The sequence below is a fragment of the Pseudomonas sp. 2835 genome, from assembly GCF_050435905.1.
Taxonomy (GTDB): domain Bacteria; phylum Pseudomonadota; class Gammaproteobacteria; order Pseudomonadales; family Pseudomonadaceae; genus Aquipseudomonas.
The window spans coordinates 206,894-220,387 of the sequence record NZ_JBNDLE010000008.1 but is presented as its reverse complement, the minus strand read 5'-3'; the positions used below and the strand labels follow the sequence as shown (position 1 = coordinate 220,387).

Annotated in this window: 13 protein-coding genes; 5 read left to right on the top strand and 8 right to left on the bottom strand. The window is 61.6% G+C overall.

The features are described 5' to 3' along the window. Positions 1-25: 25 nt before the first annotated feature. Both ctaD and coxB read right to left on the bottom strand, forming a co-directional pair. Complete coding sequence (ctaD, locus tag ABIE20_RS14420; protein WP_045200704.1) at positions 26-1,615, bottom strand: cytochrome c oxidase subunit I; 1,590 nt, start codon at positions 1,613-1,615, stop codon at positions 26-28. Between the two features lie 52 nt (positions 1,616-1,667). Beyond that, a complete protein-coding gene (gene coxB, locus ABIE20_RS14415; protein WP_429505638.1) occupies positions 1,668-2,795 on the bottom strand; it encodes a cytochrome c oxidase subunit II in 1,128 nt (375 codons plus the stop codon). 368 nt (positions 2,796-3,163) lie between these two features. Between coxB and ABIE20_RS14410 the strand changes: the two genes are divergently transcribed. After that, positions 3,164-3,811 carry a hypothetical protein gene (locus ABIE20_RS14410; RefSeq protein ID WP_429505637.1) on the top strand — a complete coding sequence of 216 codons (648 nt, stop codon included), beginning with the start codon at positions 3,164-3,166 and terminating at the stop codon, positions 3,809-3,811. 111 nt (positions 3,812-3,922) lie between these two features. Here ABIE20_RS14410 and ABIE20_RS14405 read toward each other — a convergent pair whose 3' ends face one another. The 5 genes from ABIE20_RS14405 to prlC all read right to left on the bottom strand — a co-directional run bounded on the left by ABIE20_RS14405 (position 3,923) and on the right by prlC (position 10,095). Continuing rightward, positions 3,923-5,482, bottom strand: a complete 1,560-nt coding sequence (locus tag ABIE20_RS14405) for a SulP family inorganic anion transporter (protein WP_429505636.1) — start codon at positions 5,480-5,482, stop codon at positions 3,923-3,925. A 162-nt stretch (positions 5,483-5,644) separates the two neighbouring features. Then, positions 5,645-6,364 (bottom strand): carbonic anhydrase, encoded by a 720-nt coding sequence (locus tag ABIE20_RS14400; protein ID WP_429505635.1) that lies wholly within the window; start codon positions 6,362-6,364, stop codon positions 5,645-5,647. A gap of 245 nt (positions 6,365-6,609) precedes the next feature. After that, positions 6,610-7,671, bottom strand: a complete 1,062-nt coding sequence (locus ABIE20_RS14395) for a PA0069 family radical SAM protein (protein WP_429505634.1) — start codon at positions 7,669-7,671, stop codon at positions 6,610-6,612. Between the two features lie 97 nt (positions 7,672-7,768). Then, positions 7,769-8,047 (bottom strand): YheV family putative zinc ribbon protein, encoded by a 279-nt coding sequence (locus ABIE20_RS14390; RefSeq protein ID WP_123567046.1) that lies wholly within the window; start codon positions 8,045-8,047, stop codon positions 7,769-7,771. After that, positions 8,044-10,095 (bottom strand): oligopeptidase A, encoded by a 2,052-nt coding sequence (prlC, locus tag ABIE20_RS14385; protein ID WP_429505633.1) that lies wholly within the window; start codon positions 10,093-10,095, stop codon positions 8,044-8,046. Before prlC ends, ABIE20_RS14390 begins: the two co-directional genes overlap by 4 nt. A 91-nt stretch (positions 10,096-10,186) precedes the next feature. Between prlC and ABIE20_RS14380 the strand changes: the two genes are divergently transcribed. Both ABIE20_RS14380 and ABIE20_RS14375 read left to right on the top strand, forming a co-directional pair. Beyond that, a complete protein-coding gene (locus ABIE20_RS14380; protein WP_429505632.1) occupies positions 10,187-10,735 on the top strand; it encodes a gamma carbonic anhydrase family protein in 549 nt (182 codons plus the stop codon). Between the two features lie 30 nt (positions 10,736-10,765). After that, positions 10,766-11,416, top strand: coding sequence for an HAD family hydrolase (locus tag ABIE20_RS14375; RefSeq protein ID WP_429505631.1), 651 nt, complete (start codon positions 10,766-10,768; stop codon positions 11,414-11,416). Positions 11,417-11,420: 4 nt separating this feature from the next. Here the strand turns inward: ABIE20_RS14375 and ABIE20_RS14370 are convergent, their stop codons facing one another. Beyond that, complete coding sequence (locus ABIE20_RS14370; RefSeq protein ID WP_429505689.1) at positions 11,421-12,527, bottom strand: aminopeptidase; 1,107 nt, start codon at positions 12,525-12,527, stop codon at positions 11,421-11,423. 84 nt (positions 12,528-12,611) lie between these two features. On the opposite strand from ABIE20_RS14370, the gene ABIE20_RS14365 reads away from it, so the two are divergent. Both ABIE20_RS14365 and ABIE20_RS14360 read left to right on the top strand, forming a co-directional pair. Next, positions 12,612-13,025 (top strand): hypothetical protein, encoded by a 414-nt coding sequence (locus ABIE20_RS14365; protein ID WP_429505630.1) that lies wholly within the window; start codon positions 12,612-12,614, stop codon positions 13,023-13,025. Between the two features lie 53 nt (positions 13,026-13,078). Then, entirely contained in the window at positions 13,079-13,492 is a 414-nt protein-coding gene (locus tag ABIE20_RS14360) for a hypothetical protein (protein ID WP_429505629.1), read from the top strand. The last annotated feature ends 2 nt before the right edge of the window (positions 13,493-13,494 follow it).

The following is a 13,494-nucleotide window of genomic DNA, read 5'->3' as shown; positions in this document are numbered from 1 at the left end:
GGCTGCATCCTCGGGCCGAAGCGGTTCATTTCACTTCCGGTGGGGTCTGGAAGGTGTGGTAGGGCGCCGGCGACGGCACCGACCATTCCAGCCCTTCGGCGCCATCCCAGGGTTTGGCCGGTGCCGGGGCGCCGCCGCGAATGCACTTGATGACGATGAACAGGAAGAAGATCTGCGTCGCGCCAAAGGTAAAAGCGCCAATCGAGGAGATCATGTTGAAGTCGGCGAATTGCAGGTTGTAGTCGGGGATCCTGCGCGGCATGCCGGCCAGGCCGACAAAGTGCATGGGGAAGAAAGCCATGTTCATGCCAATGAACGACAGCCAGAAGTGCAGTTTGCCCAGGGTTTCGTCGTACATGTGCCCGGTCCATTTCGGCAACCAGTAATAAGCCGAGGCGAAGATGCCGAAGATCGCCCCGGGCACCAGCACATAATGGAAGTGGGCCACCACGAAGTAGGTGTCGTGGTACTGGAAGTCCGCCGGAGCAATCGCCAGCATCAATCCGGAGAAGCCGCCGATGGTGAAGAGGATGACGAAAGCGATGGCGAACAGCATGGGTGTCTCGAAGGTCAGCGAGCCTTCCCACATGGTGCTGACCCAGTTGAACACCTTCACCCCGGTGGGCACCGCGATCAGCATGGTCGCGTACATGAAGAACAGCTCGCCGACCACCGGGATGCCGACCACAAACATGTGGTGGGCCCAGACGATAAACGACAGGAAGGCGATCGCGCCGGTGGCGTAGACCATCGAGGTGTAGCCGAACAGCGGCTTGCGCGAGAACGCCGGGATGATCGAACTGACCGCGCCGAAGGCCGGCAGGATCATGATGTACACCTCGGGGTGGCCGAAGAACCAGAACACATGCTGGAACAACACCGGGTCCCCGCCGCCGGCGGCGCTGAAGAAGCTGGTGCCGAAGTGGATATCCATCAGCATCATGGTCACAACGCCCGCCAGTACCGGCATCACCGCGATCAGCAGGAAGGCGGTGATCAGCCAGGTCCAGACGAACAGCGGCATCTTCATCAGGGTCATACCCGGGGCACGCAGGTTGAGGATGGTGGCGATGACGTTGATCGCGCCCATGATCGAGCTGATACCCATCAGGTGGATGGCGAAGATGAAGAATGTCACGCTTTCCGGCGCGTAGGTGGTTGAGAGCGGGGCGTAGAAGGTCCAGCCGAAGTTCGGCCCGCCGCCCGGCATGAACAGGGTCGAGACCAGCAGCAGAAAGGCCGCCGGCAACAGCCAGAAACTGAAGTTGTTCATCCGCGGCAGGGCCATGTCCGGCGCGCCGATCATCAGCGGGATCATCCAGTTGGCGAGGCCGACGAAAGCCGGCATCACCGCACCGAAGACCATCACCAGACCGTGCATGGTGGTCATCTGGTTGAAGAACTCCGGCTGGACGATCTGCAGCCCGGGCTGGAACAGTTCGGCGCGAATGACCATGGCGAACGAACCGCCGAGCAGGAACATCATGAAACTGAACCACAGGTACATGGTGCCGATGTCTTTGTGGTTGGTGGTCAGTACCCAGCGCATCAGGCCCTTGGCCGGCCCGTGGGCGTGCTCATGACCGTGGCTGTGGTCGTCGATCACTGCGCTCATGTCCTGTCTCCTGCAGTCCGGTGGCGGGGGCGCGGATAGGCATCAACCCGGCTCATTTGCTTTCTGCCTGTTTGATCGCCAGCACGTCTTTTGGCGTGACCATGTCGCCCTTGTTGTTGCCCCAGGCATTACGTTCGTAGGTCACTACGGCGGCGATATCGACTTCCGAGAGCTGCTTGCCGAAAGCGGCCATGGCCGTGCCCGGCTTGCCGTGGAAGACGATGCTCAGGTGGTCTTCCTTCGGCCCGGTGGCAATTTTCGAGCCCTTGAGCGCCGGGAACATCGGCGGCAGGCCCTGGCCTTCGGCCTGGTGACAGGCCACGCAAGTGGTGTGGTAAACCTTGTCGCCGCGCTCGACCAGCTCTTGCAGGGTCCATTCCTTGCTGGTCAGCTCCTTGAGCTTGGCCGCCTCGGCCTTGCGCTCGCCAAGCCAGGTGTCGTAGTCGGCCTTGGACTTGACCTCGACCACCACCGGCATAAATCCGTGGTCCTTGCCGCACAGCTCGGTGCATTGGCCGCGATAGATGCCGGGCTTCTCGACCCGGGTCCAGGCTTCGTTGACGAAGCCGGGAATGGCATCGCGCTTGACCGCGAAAGCCGGTACCCACCAGGAGTGGATAACATCGGCGGCGGTCACCAGAAAGCGCACCTTGGCCCCCACCGGCAGCACCAGTGGCTGATCGACTTCGAGCAGGTAGTGCTCGTCCTTGGGCGCTTTGTTATGGATCTGTTCGGCGGGAGTGGCCAGGTTGCTGAAGAACTCGACGTCCTGCCCCAGGTATTTGTAGTGCCATTTCCACTGGTAGCCAGTGACCTGGATATCGACGTCCGACTCGCTGGCATCGTAGATGTCGATCAGGGTCTTGGTCGCCGGGATGGCCATTGCCACCAGGATCAGGAACGGCACCACCGTCCACATGATCTCGACCCAGGTGTGCTCGTGAAAATGCGCGGGCTGCTGGCCGGTAGAACGACGGTGGATGATCATCGACCAGAACATTGCGCCAAAGACCACCAGGCCGATGATCACGCAGATCCAGAAAATGGTCATGTGCAGGTCGAACACTGCATTGCTGACTTCAGTCGCCCCTGGCGCCATGTTCACGGTCCAGGCGGCGTGCGCCTGACCGAATACCGACCACAACAGGAGGCCCATCCAGACATGTGGATGTCGCATCATTGCGGGTTCCCCTTATCGTTCTTGTTATCCCGGAGGCGTGGACCTACGGCTAAGGGTACGGCGGCCAAGACTGCGAACTTCGACGACCGAGCCCCTGCGAACTGCAGTCGGGCCTCATCAGCGAATCACTTTCAAACCGGAGTATAGACAGCGACCCCGGCCTCGCAATGCACACAGGGAAAACATCGGCAGAAGTTGAACGTTTGCGCGCAAAGCCGCGAATTACCTGGCTTGGGGCACAATGATGGCATTTCGATATAATCGGCGAATATTAAGTTGTTAATGGTTATGCCAAATGCGTCTTAGGCATTTTCAGAACCGAGCTACCTTATGTCTTCCGTTTGTCACGCCTTTACCCTGGAGTTGTCATGAACATCGCCGCTTTGCGCGAGCAGATCACCCGTGCCCGTCAACATGAGACCGAAACCGGCCAACTTAAAAATCAACTGGAAAACCAACTGCCCCACCTGCACCCTTCGATTCATCTGCCACAGGCCGATGCGCAAGGCGCCCTTGCGCGCTTCGTCGGTGCCTATATCGACCAGGTCCCCGAACTGCTGGAAGCGGCCAATGAGGTTGCCCGTGAGGCCGGCATCGAGTCGCAGATCAAACCGGTGCTGAAAATCGCCGAGCAGTATTTCCTGCAACCGCCCGCCATCACCAATACCCACCTGGGCCTGGGCTGCCTACTGGATGAGGCCTACCTGGCCCACCGCCTGGTGGAAGAAGTTAACGATTTGTACATCAAGCACTTCAACCAGCCATTGATCCCGCTGGATACCACCGTGGCCAACCTGATCGCCCATCAACTGATTGGTGAGGACTTTGCCAACCAGCTGGATGAAGTGGTGCACCACTCGGTGGATGAGATGCTCAATGACGAGAGCTTTGCCCTTGAGTCGGTCGAGCAATACCGCGAGAAGCTCAGCAGCCCGGAAACCGGCGAAGCCTGGAAGCGCTGGCCGTGCCTGTCGCGTCAGCTGGGTGTGGGCCTGGAGCTGGATCAATCGGCTTGACGCTGATGCGCCAGCATCGCCGGCAAGGCCGGCTCCCACCGGTTCAGTGCAGAGCCTGAGCGAGGTGTGGGAGCTGGCATTGCCAGCGATGGCAACACCGCTGAATCCAGATCAGGCCCCCAACCCCGCCGTCGTCCGCACTCGCCCCTCGACCCGGCGCTTGAGCCGCCGCTGCTCGATCAGCAGCCGCGAGCCCTTGCCGGCATTGGCCCGCCCCCAGTCCTCGAGCAGCTCCAGGCAGGAGTGGTCGATGTAGCTGAGGTTGGCCAGCGGCACATGCAGGGTAGTCCCGGAAGGTATCCCTTCAAGCGCCTGGGCCAGTGCCGGCACCTTGAGAAAGGTTGCCGCGCCGCTCAGGCGCAGCTCCAGGTGGCCCGCTTGCTCAAGGCTGACCACGCTGATTTTCAGGCGTGCGGCCTTGAGCGCCAGCTTCAGCAGGGTCAGGGCAAAACCGAGGAGTACGCCGGTCAGCAGGTCGGTGAAGATGATCGCCAGCGCTGTCGCCGCGTAGGTGAACATCGGCATCCGGCCATAGCGCCCCAGCCCGCGAAAGGCCTTGAAGTCGACCAGCTTGATCCCGGTATAGACCAGCACGCCCGCCAGGCTCGCCACCGGTATCTGCTGCAGCACGCTGCTGAGCACCACTACGAACCCCAGCAACCAGACCCCGTGCAGGATCGCCGACAGGCGCGTCTGCGCCCCAGCCTGAACGTTGGCCGAGCTGCGCACGATAACCCCGGTCATCGGCAATGCACCCAGTACGCCACAGAGCATATTGCCCAGGCCCTGGGCCGATAGTTCGCGGTCGAAGTCCGAGCGCTGACCGTTGTGCATGCGATCGACGGCGGCAGCAGAAAGCAGGGTTTCGGCGCTGGCGATAAAGGCCAGGGCAAAGGCGGCGACCAGCAGGTTGGGGTCGGCGAGGTTGAGCAGGTCAGCCGGGCGCAGCCAGTCGATGGCTTCGCTGAGGTTCGCCGGTACTTCGACGCGATTCACCGGCAATGCCAACCAGATGCTGATCACGGTCATCAAGGCCACGCCGAGCAGAGCACCCGGCACGAAGCGCAGCGACTGCGGGCGCAAACGCTCCCAACCCCACATGATGGCGATGGTGCCAAGCCCCAGCGCACCGGCTTGCCAGCCATTGCCCGGGCTTTGCAGCGGCAGTGCCTGGGTCAGGGTCGCCGGAAAGCCCAATAGATTGGCCAGGCCCGACGGTTGCGGGGCGCTGTCGAACATCACATGCACTTGAGACAAGACAATCAGCACACCGATACCAGCGAGCATGCCGTAAACCACCGCCGGTGCCGTGACCCGGAACCAGCAGCCCAGGCGCAAGCGCCCGGCGAGCAGCTGCAACAGACCGGCCAACAGCAGGATCGGGCCGAGCATAGCCACGCCATGCTGGCGCACCAGCTCGAATACCAGCACCGCCAGGCCAGCGGCCGGACCGCTGACCTGCAACGGCGAGCCGGCCAGCCAGCCGACGACGATACCGCCGATGATCCCGGTAATCAGGCCCTTCGCCGGTGGCATGCCCGAGGCGATGGCGATGCCCATGCACAAGGGCAGGGCGACCAGAAACACGACTACCGAAGCCAGTAATTCACGCGGCAAGGCCGCTTTCACTTGTGTCTTGTTCACCCTGTCTCTCCTTCTCTCACGTTTCATGGCCATTCCAATGGCCGCTGGCACAACCCCTGACTTACGCGCAGCCGCGCGCCGCCAGCGGGCGCCGGCAAGGCAGTCAGGGAAATTCAAGGCAGCCGATGACCAGGCCGCACCAGTCAGGTGCAGCCGTCAATCAGCGGTTTGCGGGGGTGTCAGGGACGCTTAGTAGCGCCCTCTCGGTGTTGCGCAGGGGATCGGCTGGCCTTGGGCAAGGGGCAGGAAGCTGTCGCTTGCGGCGTCATAGGCCTCGATCTGGCTGCTTTCGATGTCGTAGATCCAGCCATGGATGTACAGCTGGCCCGCTGCCAGGCGCGAAGCCACCGACGGGTGGGTGCGCAAGTGGTGCAACTGGGCGATGACGTTTTCCTTGGTCAGCACCTGCATGCTCTCATGCTCGCTGCCACAGGAGCAGTTGTCTTCAACCACCGTACGAGCGACCTCGGCATGACGCAGCCAGGCTTTGACCGTCGGCATTTTCTCCAGGCTCTGCGGGTTGAGCACTGCGCGCATGGCGCCACAATCGGAATGACCGCAGACGATGATGTGGTGTACGCCCAGGGCCAGCACCGCATATTCGATAGCGGTGGACACACCGCCGTTCATCTGCCCATAAGGAGGCACGACGTTACCGACGTTGCGGGTCACGAACAGGTCGCCAGGGGAGCTCTGGGTAATCAATTCGGGCACGATGCGCGAGTCGGCACAGGTGATGAACATCGCTCGAGGCTTTTGCGCGGTGGCGAGTTTCTTGAACAGCTCTTGCTGCTCGGGGAAAACGTCATGATGGAAGCGCAGGAAGCCGTCGACGATATGCTTCAGAGCGGCATCGGCGCTCTCGGCAGGTGCTTGCGGGACAACCTTGGATGGGTCCTTGACGGGCATGATTCATCCTCTTTGACGGTTTTTGGTTAAGTCCATTTTACCGGGTTGATGATTCAAACGGCGTATGACAGTTGGATGAAATACGCGCGCCAACCATCACATCAGTTGTTGACTGAATTCCTACGCTACTCGGCGAAACTTAACTCAAACTGAATTGCGAGGCTCTAGAACGGGCGTTCCAGAGATTCAAAGAGGTGCCTGGATAATAGCAAAAAAACATTAATGGCCAATACCCATTAATGAAATCAGAGCAGCGACATTTGCCCGCCAGGGGGGCAAAACGCAGTGCAATCAAGGGCGTAGCCTTCGCGCCGGTTGAGCCCCAGGCGGCGGATCGCCTTGCTGAAGCGTTGCGCCAGCAACTCGGCAAATACCCCTTCGCCGCGCATGCGCGCGCCGAAGCGGCTGTCGTACAACTCACCGCCGCGGCTCTGGCGGATCAGGCTAAGTACATGATTGGCCCGTTGCGGGTAATGATCTTGCAGCCATTGCCCAAATAAGGGTGCCACCTCCAGCGGCAGGCGCAACATCATGTAAGCCGCACTCAGGGCGCCATTGTCCTTGGCCGCTTCGAGCAAGTGCTCAAGCTCGCTGTCGTTGATCATCGGGATCATCGGCGAGCACAACACGCCCACCGGAACACCGGCCTCGGTCAGCACCCGGATAGCCCGCAGCCGTGCCTTGGGCGCCGCGGCCCGTGGCTCCAGCGTACGCTTGAGCTCGTCGTCCAGGGTGGTCAGGCTGATCATCACCTGCACCAGGTTCTGCCGGGCAAGCTCCGCGAGCAGGTCCAGGTCGCGCAGAATCAATGAGCCCTTGGTGACGATGGTGACCGGGTGCCGATAGCGCAGCAGCACTTCGAGCAGGCGCCGGGTCAGCTGTTGCTCGCGTTCGATGGGCTGGTAGGGGTCGGTGTTGGAACCCAGGTTGATCGGCGCGCACACATAGCCCGGCTTGCTCAATTGCTGTTCGAGCACGGCGGCGGCATTGGTCTTGGCAATCAGCTTGGTTTCGAAGTCGAGCCCCGGCGACAGGTCCCAGTAAGCGTGGCTGGGCCGGGCATAGCAGTAGATACAGCCGTGTTCGCAGCCGCGATAGGGATTGATCGAGCGATCGAAGGGCAGGTCGGGTGAGTTGTTGCGGGTGATGATGGTCTTGGCGGTTTCGATGCGTACTTCGGTGCCTTGAGTCAGGGGCACTTCCTGGTACCAACCGTCATCCTCGGCCACCGAGCGATTCGGGGCGAAGCGGTTATGGGGATTGCTCGCGGTGCCACGACCCCGCACCGGTCCTTGAGGATTGAACATGAAAAACCCCGAATACTGTTTTTATATACAGTACACGGGGCTAGCGTTCGATTCCAGTACCGCTGGGCGCCAGCCGAAAATGCTGGCGCTGGCGCGTTTACTCGGTTGGCTTCTTCAACTTCGGATTGGGGAAGAACTGCACCGTCTGCACCGTGGTCGCGGCAGGTTTCACCTCGACCTTGTTGACCCGCGTACCCAGTTCCTTGGGCACCGACAGCCCTTGCTCGTTAAGGGTGTCGGAAAAACCGCAGGCCACGCATTCACGGTGCGGAACGCTGTCTTCGCTCCACATCATCAGTTTGTCCGGCTCGCTGCACGCCGGGCACACCGCCCCGGCGATAAAGCGCTTTTTCGTTACCACAGGCCCATCACTCATGCCGCCACTTCCTCACTCAGGCCACTGTGGCGCAAGAGTGCATCGATTGACGGCTCACGGCCACGGAAGTCGACGAACAGCAGCATCGGCTCCTGGGAACCGCCACGGGCGAGGATCGCTTCGCGAAAGGCCCGACCGGTGTCGGCATTGAGCACACCTTCTTCTTCAAAGCGCGAGAAGGCGTCGGCCGACAGTACTTCAGCCCACTTGTAGCTGTAGTAACCGGCTGCATAACCACCGGCGAAGATATGCGCAAAGCTGTTGGGGAAGCGGTTGTACGCCGGTGGGCGCATGACCGAGACCTCGTCGCGGATGCCTTCGAGCACTTGCAGTACACCGCGGCCGTCGCCGTGGCTGGCGTGCAGTTCGAAGTCGAACAGCGAGAATTCCAGCTGGCGGACCATCATCAGCCCGGACTGGAAGTTCTTCGCCGCCAGCATTTTCTCCAGCAAGTCCTGCGGCAGAGGCGCGCCAGTCTCGAAGTGGCCAGAAATCAGCGCCAGGCCTTCAGGCTCCCAGCACCAGTTTTCCATGAACTGGCTCGGCAGCTCGACCGCATCCCAGGCCACGCCGTTGATACCGGAGACACCGGCATGTTCGATGCGGGTCAGCAAGTGATGCAGGCCATGGCCGAACTCGTGGAACAGGGTGGTGACTTCGTCGTGAGTCAGCAGCGCCGGCTTGCCAGGGGCGGCCGGAGTGAAGTTGCACACCAGGTTGGCCACCGGGCTTTGCAGCTGGCCGTCAGCGGTCAGGCGACGGTCGCGGGCGCCGTCCATCCAGGCACCGCCACGCTTGTTGGCGCGGGCATAGAGGTCGAAAAAGAAACGCCCGACGTGCTGGCCGTTCTCTTTGATTTCGAACAGGCGCACGTCCGGGTGCCAGCTGTCGAAGCCCTTGAGTTCGGCAATCTCGATGCCGTACAGGCGCTGGACGATGGTGAACAGGCCGCTCAGCACCTTGTCGATCGGGAAGTAGGCGCGCAGGGTTTCCTGAGAAACGCTGTAGCGCTGTTCACGGAGTTTTTCCCCGTAGAAGCCGCTGTCCCAGCTCTGCAGGTCCGGGCAACCCTGCTCGGCGGCATAGGCCTTGAGCTGGGCCAGGTCCTGGGTGGCGAATGGCTTGCTACGCTTGGCCAGGTCACGCAGGAAGCTCAGCACCTGGTCGCTGGACTCGGCCATCTTGGTCGCCAGGCTCAACTCGGCGAAGTTGGCGTAACCGAGCAGTTGAGCCAGCTCCTGACGCAGGTCAAGGATCTCGGCCATCACCGGGCCGTTGTCGAACTGGCCGGCATTCGGGCCCTGGTCGGAGGCACGGGTGCAGTAGGCGGCGTAGATTTCTTCACGCAGGGCGCGGTCTTCGGCGTAGGTCATTACCGCGTAGTAGCTGGGGAACTCCAGGCTGATCAACCAGCCGTCGAGGCCCTTGGCCTGCGCCGCGGCGGCCATCTGCGCCTTGGCCGAATCGGTCAGGCCGGCAAGCGCCGCTTCGTCGCTGACATGCTTGGTCCAGGCCTGGGTGGCGTCCAGCAACTGGTTGGAGAAACGGCTGCCCAACTCGCTGAGCTTGCTCTGCACTTGCGCATAACGCTGCTGCTTTTCGGCCGGCAGGTCGATACCCGACAGGCGGAAGTCACGCAGGGCATGTTCGAGAATAGTCTTTTGCGCCACATCGAAGCCGGCGGCTTCGGGGCTGGCGATCAATGCCTCATAGGCCTGGAACAGCTCGCGGTTCTGGCCCATTTCGGTGGCATAGGCGCTCAACGCCGGCAGGCAAGCCTCGTAGGCTTCGCGCAGTTCGGCGCTGTTGCACACGGCGTTGAGGTGGCTGACCGGGCTCCAGGCGGCGCCGAGGCGGTCGTTGAGTTCGTCCATGGCCAGGATCAGGCCGGCCCAGCTTGGGCTCTTGCCCTGGACCTTGAGAATGTCGGCAATGGCTGTACGGTTGTCGGCCAGGATCTGTTCAATCGCCGGCTGCACATGCTCGGCACGGATCGCCGAGAAGGGCGGCAAGTCATAAGACTGCAGAAGCGGGTTGTTCGCACTCACGGTTAAACACCTTGGCAGAAGAAACACTTCCCCATCTTAATTACAATCGACGCCGTCCGCAGCCCTATCCATACCAAAGAGAATTCCTATCATGGCCATCCGCAGCTTCCAGCATCACACTCCCAGGCTTGGCGAACGCGCCTTTGTCGACCGCAGTGCGGTGGTGCTGGGCGATGTCGAGATCGGCGCCGACAGCTCGGTGTGGCCATTGACGGTGATCCGCGGCGATATGCACCGCATCCGCATCGGTGCGCGCACCAGCGTGCAGGATGGCAGCGTGCTGCACATCACCCATGCCGGGCCGTTCAACCCGGACGGTTTCCCGCTGCTGATCGGCGATGAGGTAACCATTGGTCACAAAGTCATGCTCCACGGCTGCACCCTGGGCAACCGCATCCTGGTCGGCATGGGCAGTACCATCATGGATGGCGCCGTCATCGAAGACGAAGTGATCATCGGCGCTGGCAGCCTGGTACCGCCGGGCAAGCGCCTGGAAAGCGGTTTTCTGTACGTCGGCAGCCCGGTCAAGCAGGCCCGCGCCCTGACCGAGAAGGAGCGCGCGTTCTTCCCCTACAGCGCCGGCAACTACGTGAAACTCAAGGACCAGCATCTGGCCGAAGGCTATCACCTGCCCGAGTGAACCTGTCCACCGCCCTATTTCGAGACCGCCATGCACCAGCAAAACATCCTCTTCGACCTCGACGGTACCCTGACCGACCCGCGCCTGGGCATCACCCGCTCGATCCAGTACGCACTGGCCAAGCTCGGCATCGACGAGCCGGACCTGACGCGCCTGGAGCACTTTATCGGCCCGCCGCTGCTGCAGGCCTTCATGCAGTTCTATGATTTTGATGAGGCCAAGGCCTGGGACGCGGTGAATTTCTATCGCGAACGCTTCAAGGTCACCGGCCTGTACGAAAACCGGGTGTTCGACGGCGTCAGCGAAATGCTCGAAACCCTGCAAGGGCAGGGCCGCACCCTGTATATCGCCACCTCCAAACCTTGGGAGTTTGCCCGCGAGATCGCCCGCCATTTCGACTTTGCCAAGCACTTCAAGGTGATCTACGGCAGCGAGCTGGATGGCACCCGCACCAACAAGGTCGAACTCATCCGCCACCTGCTGGCCGAAGAGTCGCTGGACCCTGCCCACACCCTGATGATCGGCGATCGCAAGCACGACCTGATCGGCGCCCGCAGCAACGGCCTGGAAGCGGTGGCGGTGGGGTATGGCTTTGGTAGCCATGAAGAGCTGACGGCGGAGCAGCCGGCCTACCACTTTGCGACCTTGGCGCAACTGCATCAGGCTTTTCAGCGCGGCTGAGGCCCTATCGCGGGGCAAGCCCGCTCCCACTGTCGGAGCGGGCTTGCCCCGCGATGCTTTTCAGCGCCTGCTGACGCTGCTCGAGGGGTAGCCGCCCGAAAGCTTCTACTCGCTGATAAAACACCTGCCAATCGCCGCCCACATCGGCAAACAGCTGAGCGAACGCCGGCACCCACTGGTCGTACAACCCAAAGGGTAGCAACTTGGCATTGTTCATCGGTGCGTTGATCCAGGCGTCATAGCGCCCGACACCGCCCCACTGGTTATCGCGCAAGGCCCGGTATTCGCGGCGCAGGCGTTCGAATTCGGCCTGCTTGCCCGCACGCTTGGCGGGTTCGGTCAGCGGCGCCGCATACAACGCCTTGAGCCGTTCGCGACTGGCCAGCACCAGGCCAACGAACTGCTCGCGGTGTTGGCCGCCATCCTCGACCAGCGTCGGCAAGCCCCGCGCCGTGCGCCATTGGCGAGTACCTTCCTGCTCGACGAAAGTGGCGAAGGACTCATTGAACGCGGTGTCATCCTGCACATAGACGCGTTGATGGGCCAATTCATGAAAGATCACCGTGGCCAGGCGTTCATCACCCCAGCCAAGCATGGAGCTGAGGATCGGATCGTCGAACCAGCCCAGGGTCGAATAGGCCTCGACGCCGCCAACATATACGTCCAATCCTTGCTGCTTCTGCAGCGCGGCGGCCCCGCGCGCGGCCCCCTGGCTGTAGTAGCCGCGATAGGCAACGCAACCGGCAATGGGGAAGCAATGGGTCTGCGGCTCCAGCGACAACTCGGGTGTGGCGAACACGTTCCAGACCACGAAGGGCCTGCCAATGTCGGCATACACCCGATAGCTGCGGTTGTCCGGCAGCTTCAATTGCGCACTGGCAAAGACGCGGGCTTGCGCGGCATGCAGCAGCTGCTGGCGCAATTTGCTGTCGGTGGCCGGGTCGGCCAGCAGTTCGGCAACCGGCTGGCGCGCCTGCAGCAAGCGCCACTGACCACTGGCCAGCTGCCCGTAGTAACTGACGCTGGTGCAACCGTTCAGCAGTCCAATTGCCAACAGGGGAACCAAGTAGCGAAAAATGTGGTCGAGTGCCCCATGACTTGAGCGCAACAAAAAAAACAGTCGAAGCATTGGTGTCCCGTCATCGCTCAAGTATTCATCGGCTTCAAGACTATCCTGCCCGGCTGGAGTTTTGCCATGCGTACACTGCTCGTCATCAGCGCTCTTGTGCTTCTGTCCGGCTGCGCCGGCCTTCCTGCGCCCGACCCCAATCAGGCTTGGATCGACCTCGCCCCTGGTCAGGACGACACCTTGCACGCCGTCGAAGTAGACGAGCGCGCCTGGGCCGACAAACGCTACTTCGAAGTACAGCCAGGCAGCCATGAGCTGACCGTGCGCTATCTGTTTGCGGTCACTCCGAGCAATATCGGCCCCGTCGATGAGCCGCTGTGGCGCGATTGCCAGCTCAATGTGAAGTTCAAGGATTTCAGTGCCGGCCAGCGCTATCAACTTGAGGCTGGCAGTATCGGGTTCCGACCCTGGGCCAAGCTCTATGACGAACAGCGCAAAGTGGTCGGCAGAGGCCAGCCGGCGGGCTGCCAGCGTACCTAAAGGCGTGAATGGCGCTATGCTTATGCTTTGTAACCCGCACGTCGGAGTTCGCCATGCGCCAGCCTGTGATGCTGCTCGCAATCAGTACCCTGGGAGCTTGCGTTAGCCCCCTGCCACCTGTGGATAACAAACAGGCCTGGGTCGACCTCTATACCATCACCCCGGGTAAAGTGCTGATGGCAGAGCGGCTCGATGGAAAACGCCTGACCGATGGCCGATTTTTCCAGGTCACACCCGGCGCCCACGAGCTGGTGGTGAGGTTCGACTACGAGATCTATTCCGGTGGATTCAGCACCGACCCAACCGAGCGAACCTGCTACCTGACGATCAAGTTCGCCCACTTCCAGGCCGGCCAACGCTATCGCCTGGAGGCCCGGGCCCCGGCGATGCAGCCCAGCGCCTACCTCTATGATGCCCAGCGCAAGGTCGTGGCCGAAGAATCGAACGACATCTTCTGCACGCCCTGAGG

What these genes read in the sequence shown, in the direction of transcription:
- ABIE20_RS14365 (WP_429505630.1), top strand. Translation starts at nt 12,612, where the DNA reads ATGCGTACACTGCTCGTCATCAGCGCTCTTGTGCTTCTGTCCGGCTGC.
- ABIE20_RS14405 (WP_429505636.1), bottom strand. Translation starts at nt 5,482, where the DNA reads ATGAAACGTGAGAGAAGGAGAGACAGGGTGAACAAGACACAAGTGAAA.
- ABIE20_RS14360 (WP_429505629.1), top strand. Translation starts at nt 13,079, where the DNA reads ATGCGCCAGCCTGTGATGCTGCTCGCAATCAGTACCCTGGGAGCTTGC.
- coxB (WP_429505638.1), bottom strand. Translation starts at nt 2,795, where the DNA reads ATGATGCGACATCCACATGTCTGGATGGGCCTCCTGTTGTGGTCGGTA.
- ABIE20_RS14395 (WP_429505634.1), bottom strand. Translation starts at nt 7,671, where the DNA reads ATGTTCAATCCTCAAGGACCGGTGCGGGGTCGTGGCACCGCGAGCAAT.
- ABIE20_RS14380 (WP_429505632.1), top strand. Translation starts at nt 10,187, where the DNA reads ATGGCCATCCGCAGCTTCCAGCATCACACTCCCAGGCTTGGCGAACGC.
- ctaD (WP_045200704.1), bottom strand. Translation starts at nt 1,615, where the DNA reads ATGAGCGCAGTGATCGACGACCACAGCCACGGTCATGAGCACGCCCAC.
- ABIE20_RS14410 (WP_429505637.1), top strand. Translation starts at nt 3,164, where the DNA reads ATGAACATCGCCGCTTTGCGCGAGCAGATCACCCGTGCCCGTCAACAT.
- ABIE20_RS14400 (WP_429505635.1), bottom strand. Translation starts at nt 6,364, where the DNA reads ATGCCCGTCAAGGACCCATCCAAGGTTGTCCCGCAAGCACCTGCCGAG.
- ABIE20_RS14390 (WP_123567046.1), bottom strand. Translation starts at nt 8,047, where the DNA reads ATGAGTGATGGGCCTGTGGTAACGAAAAAGCGCTTTATCGCCGGGGCG.
- ABIE20_RS14375 (WP_429505631.1), top strand. Translation starts at nt 10,766, where the DNA reads ATGCACCAGCAAAACATCCTCTTCGACCTCGACGGTACCCTGACCGAC.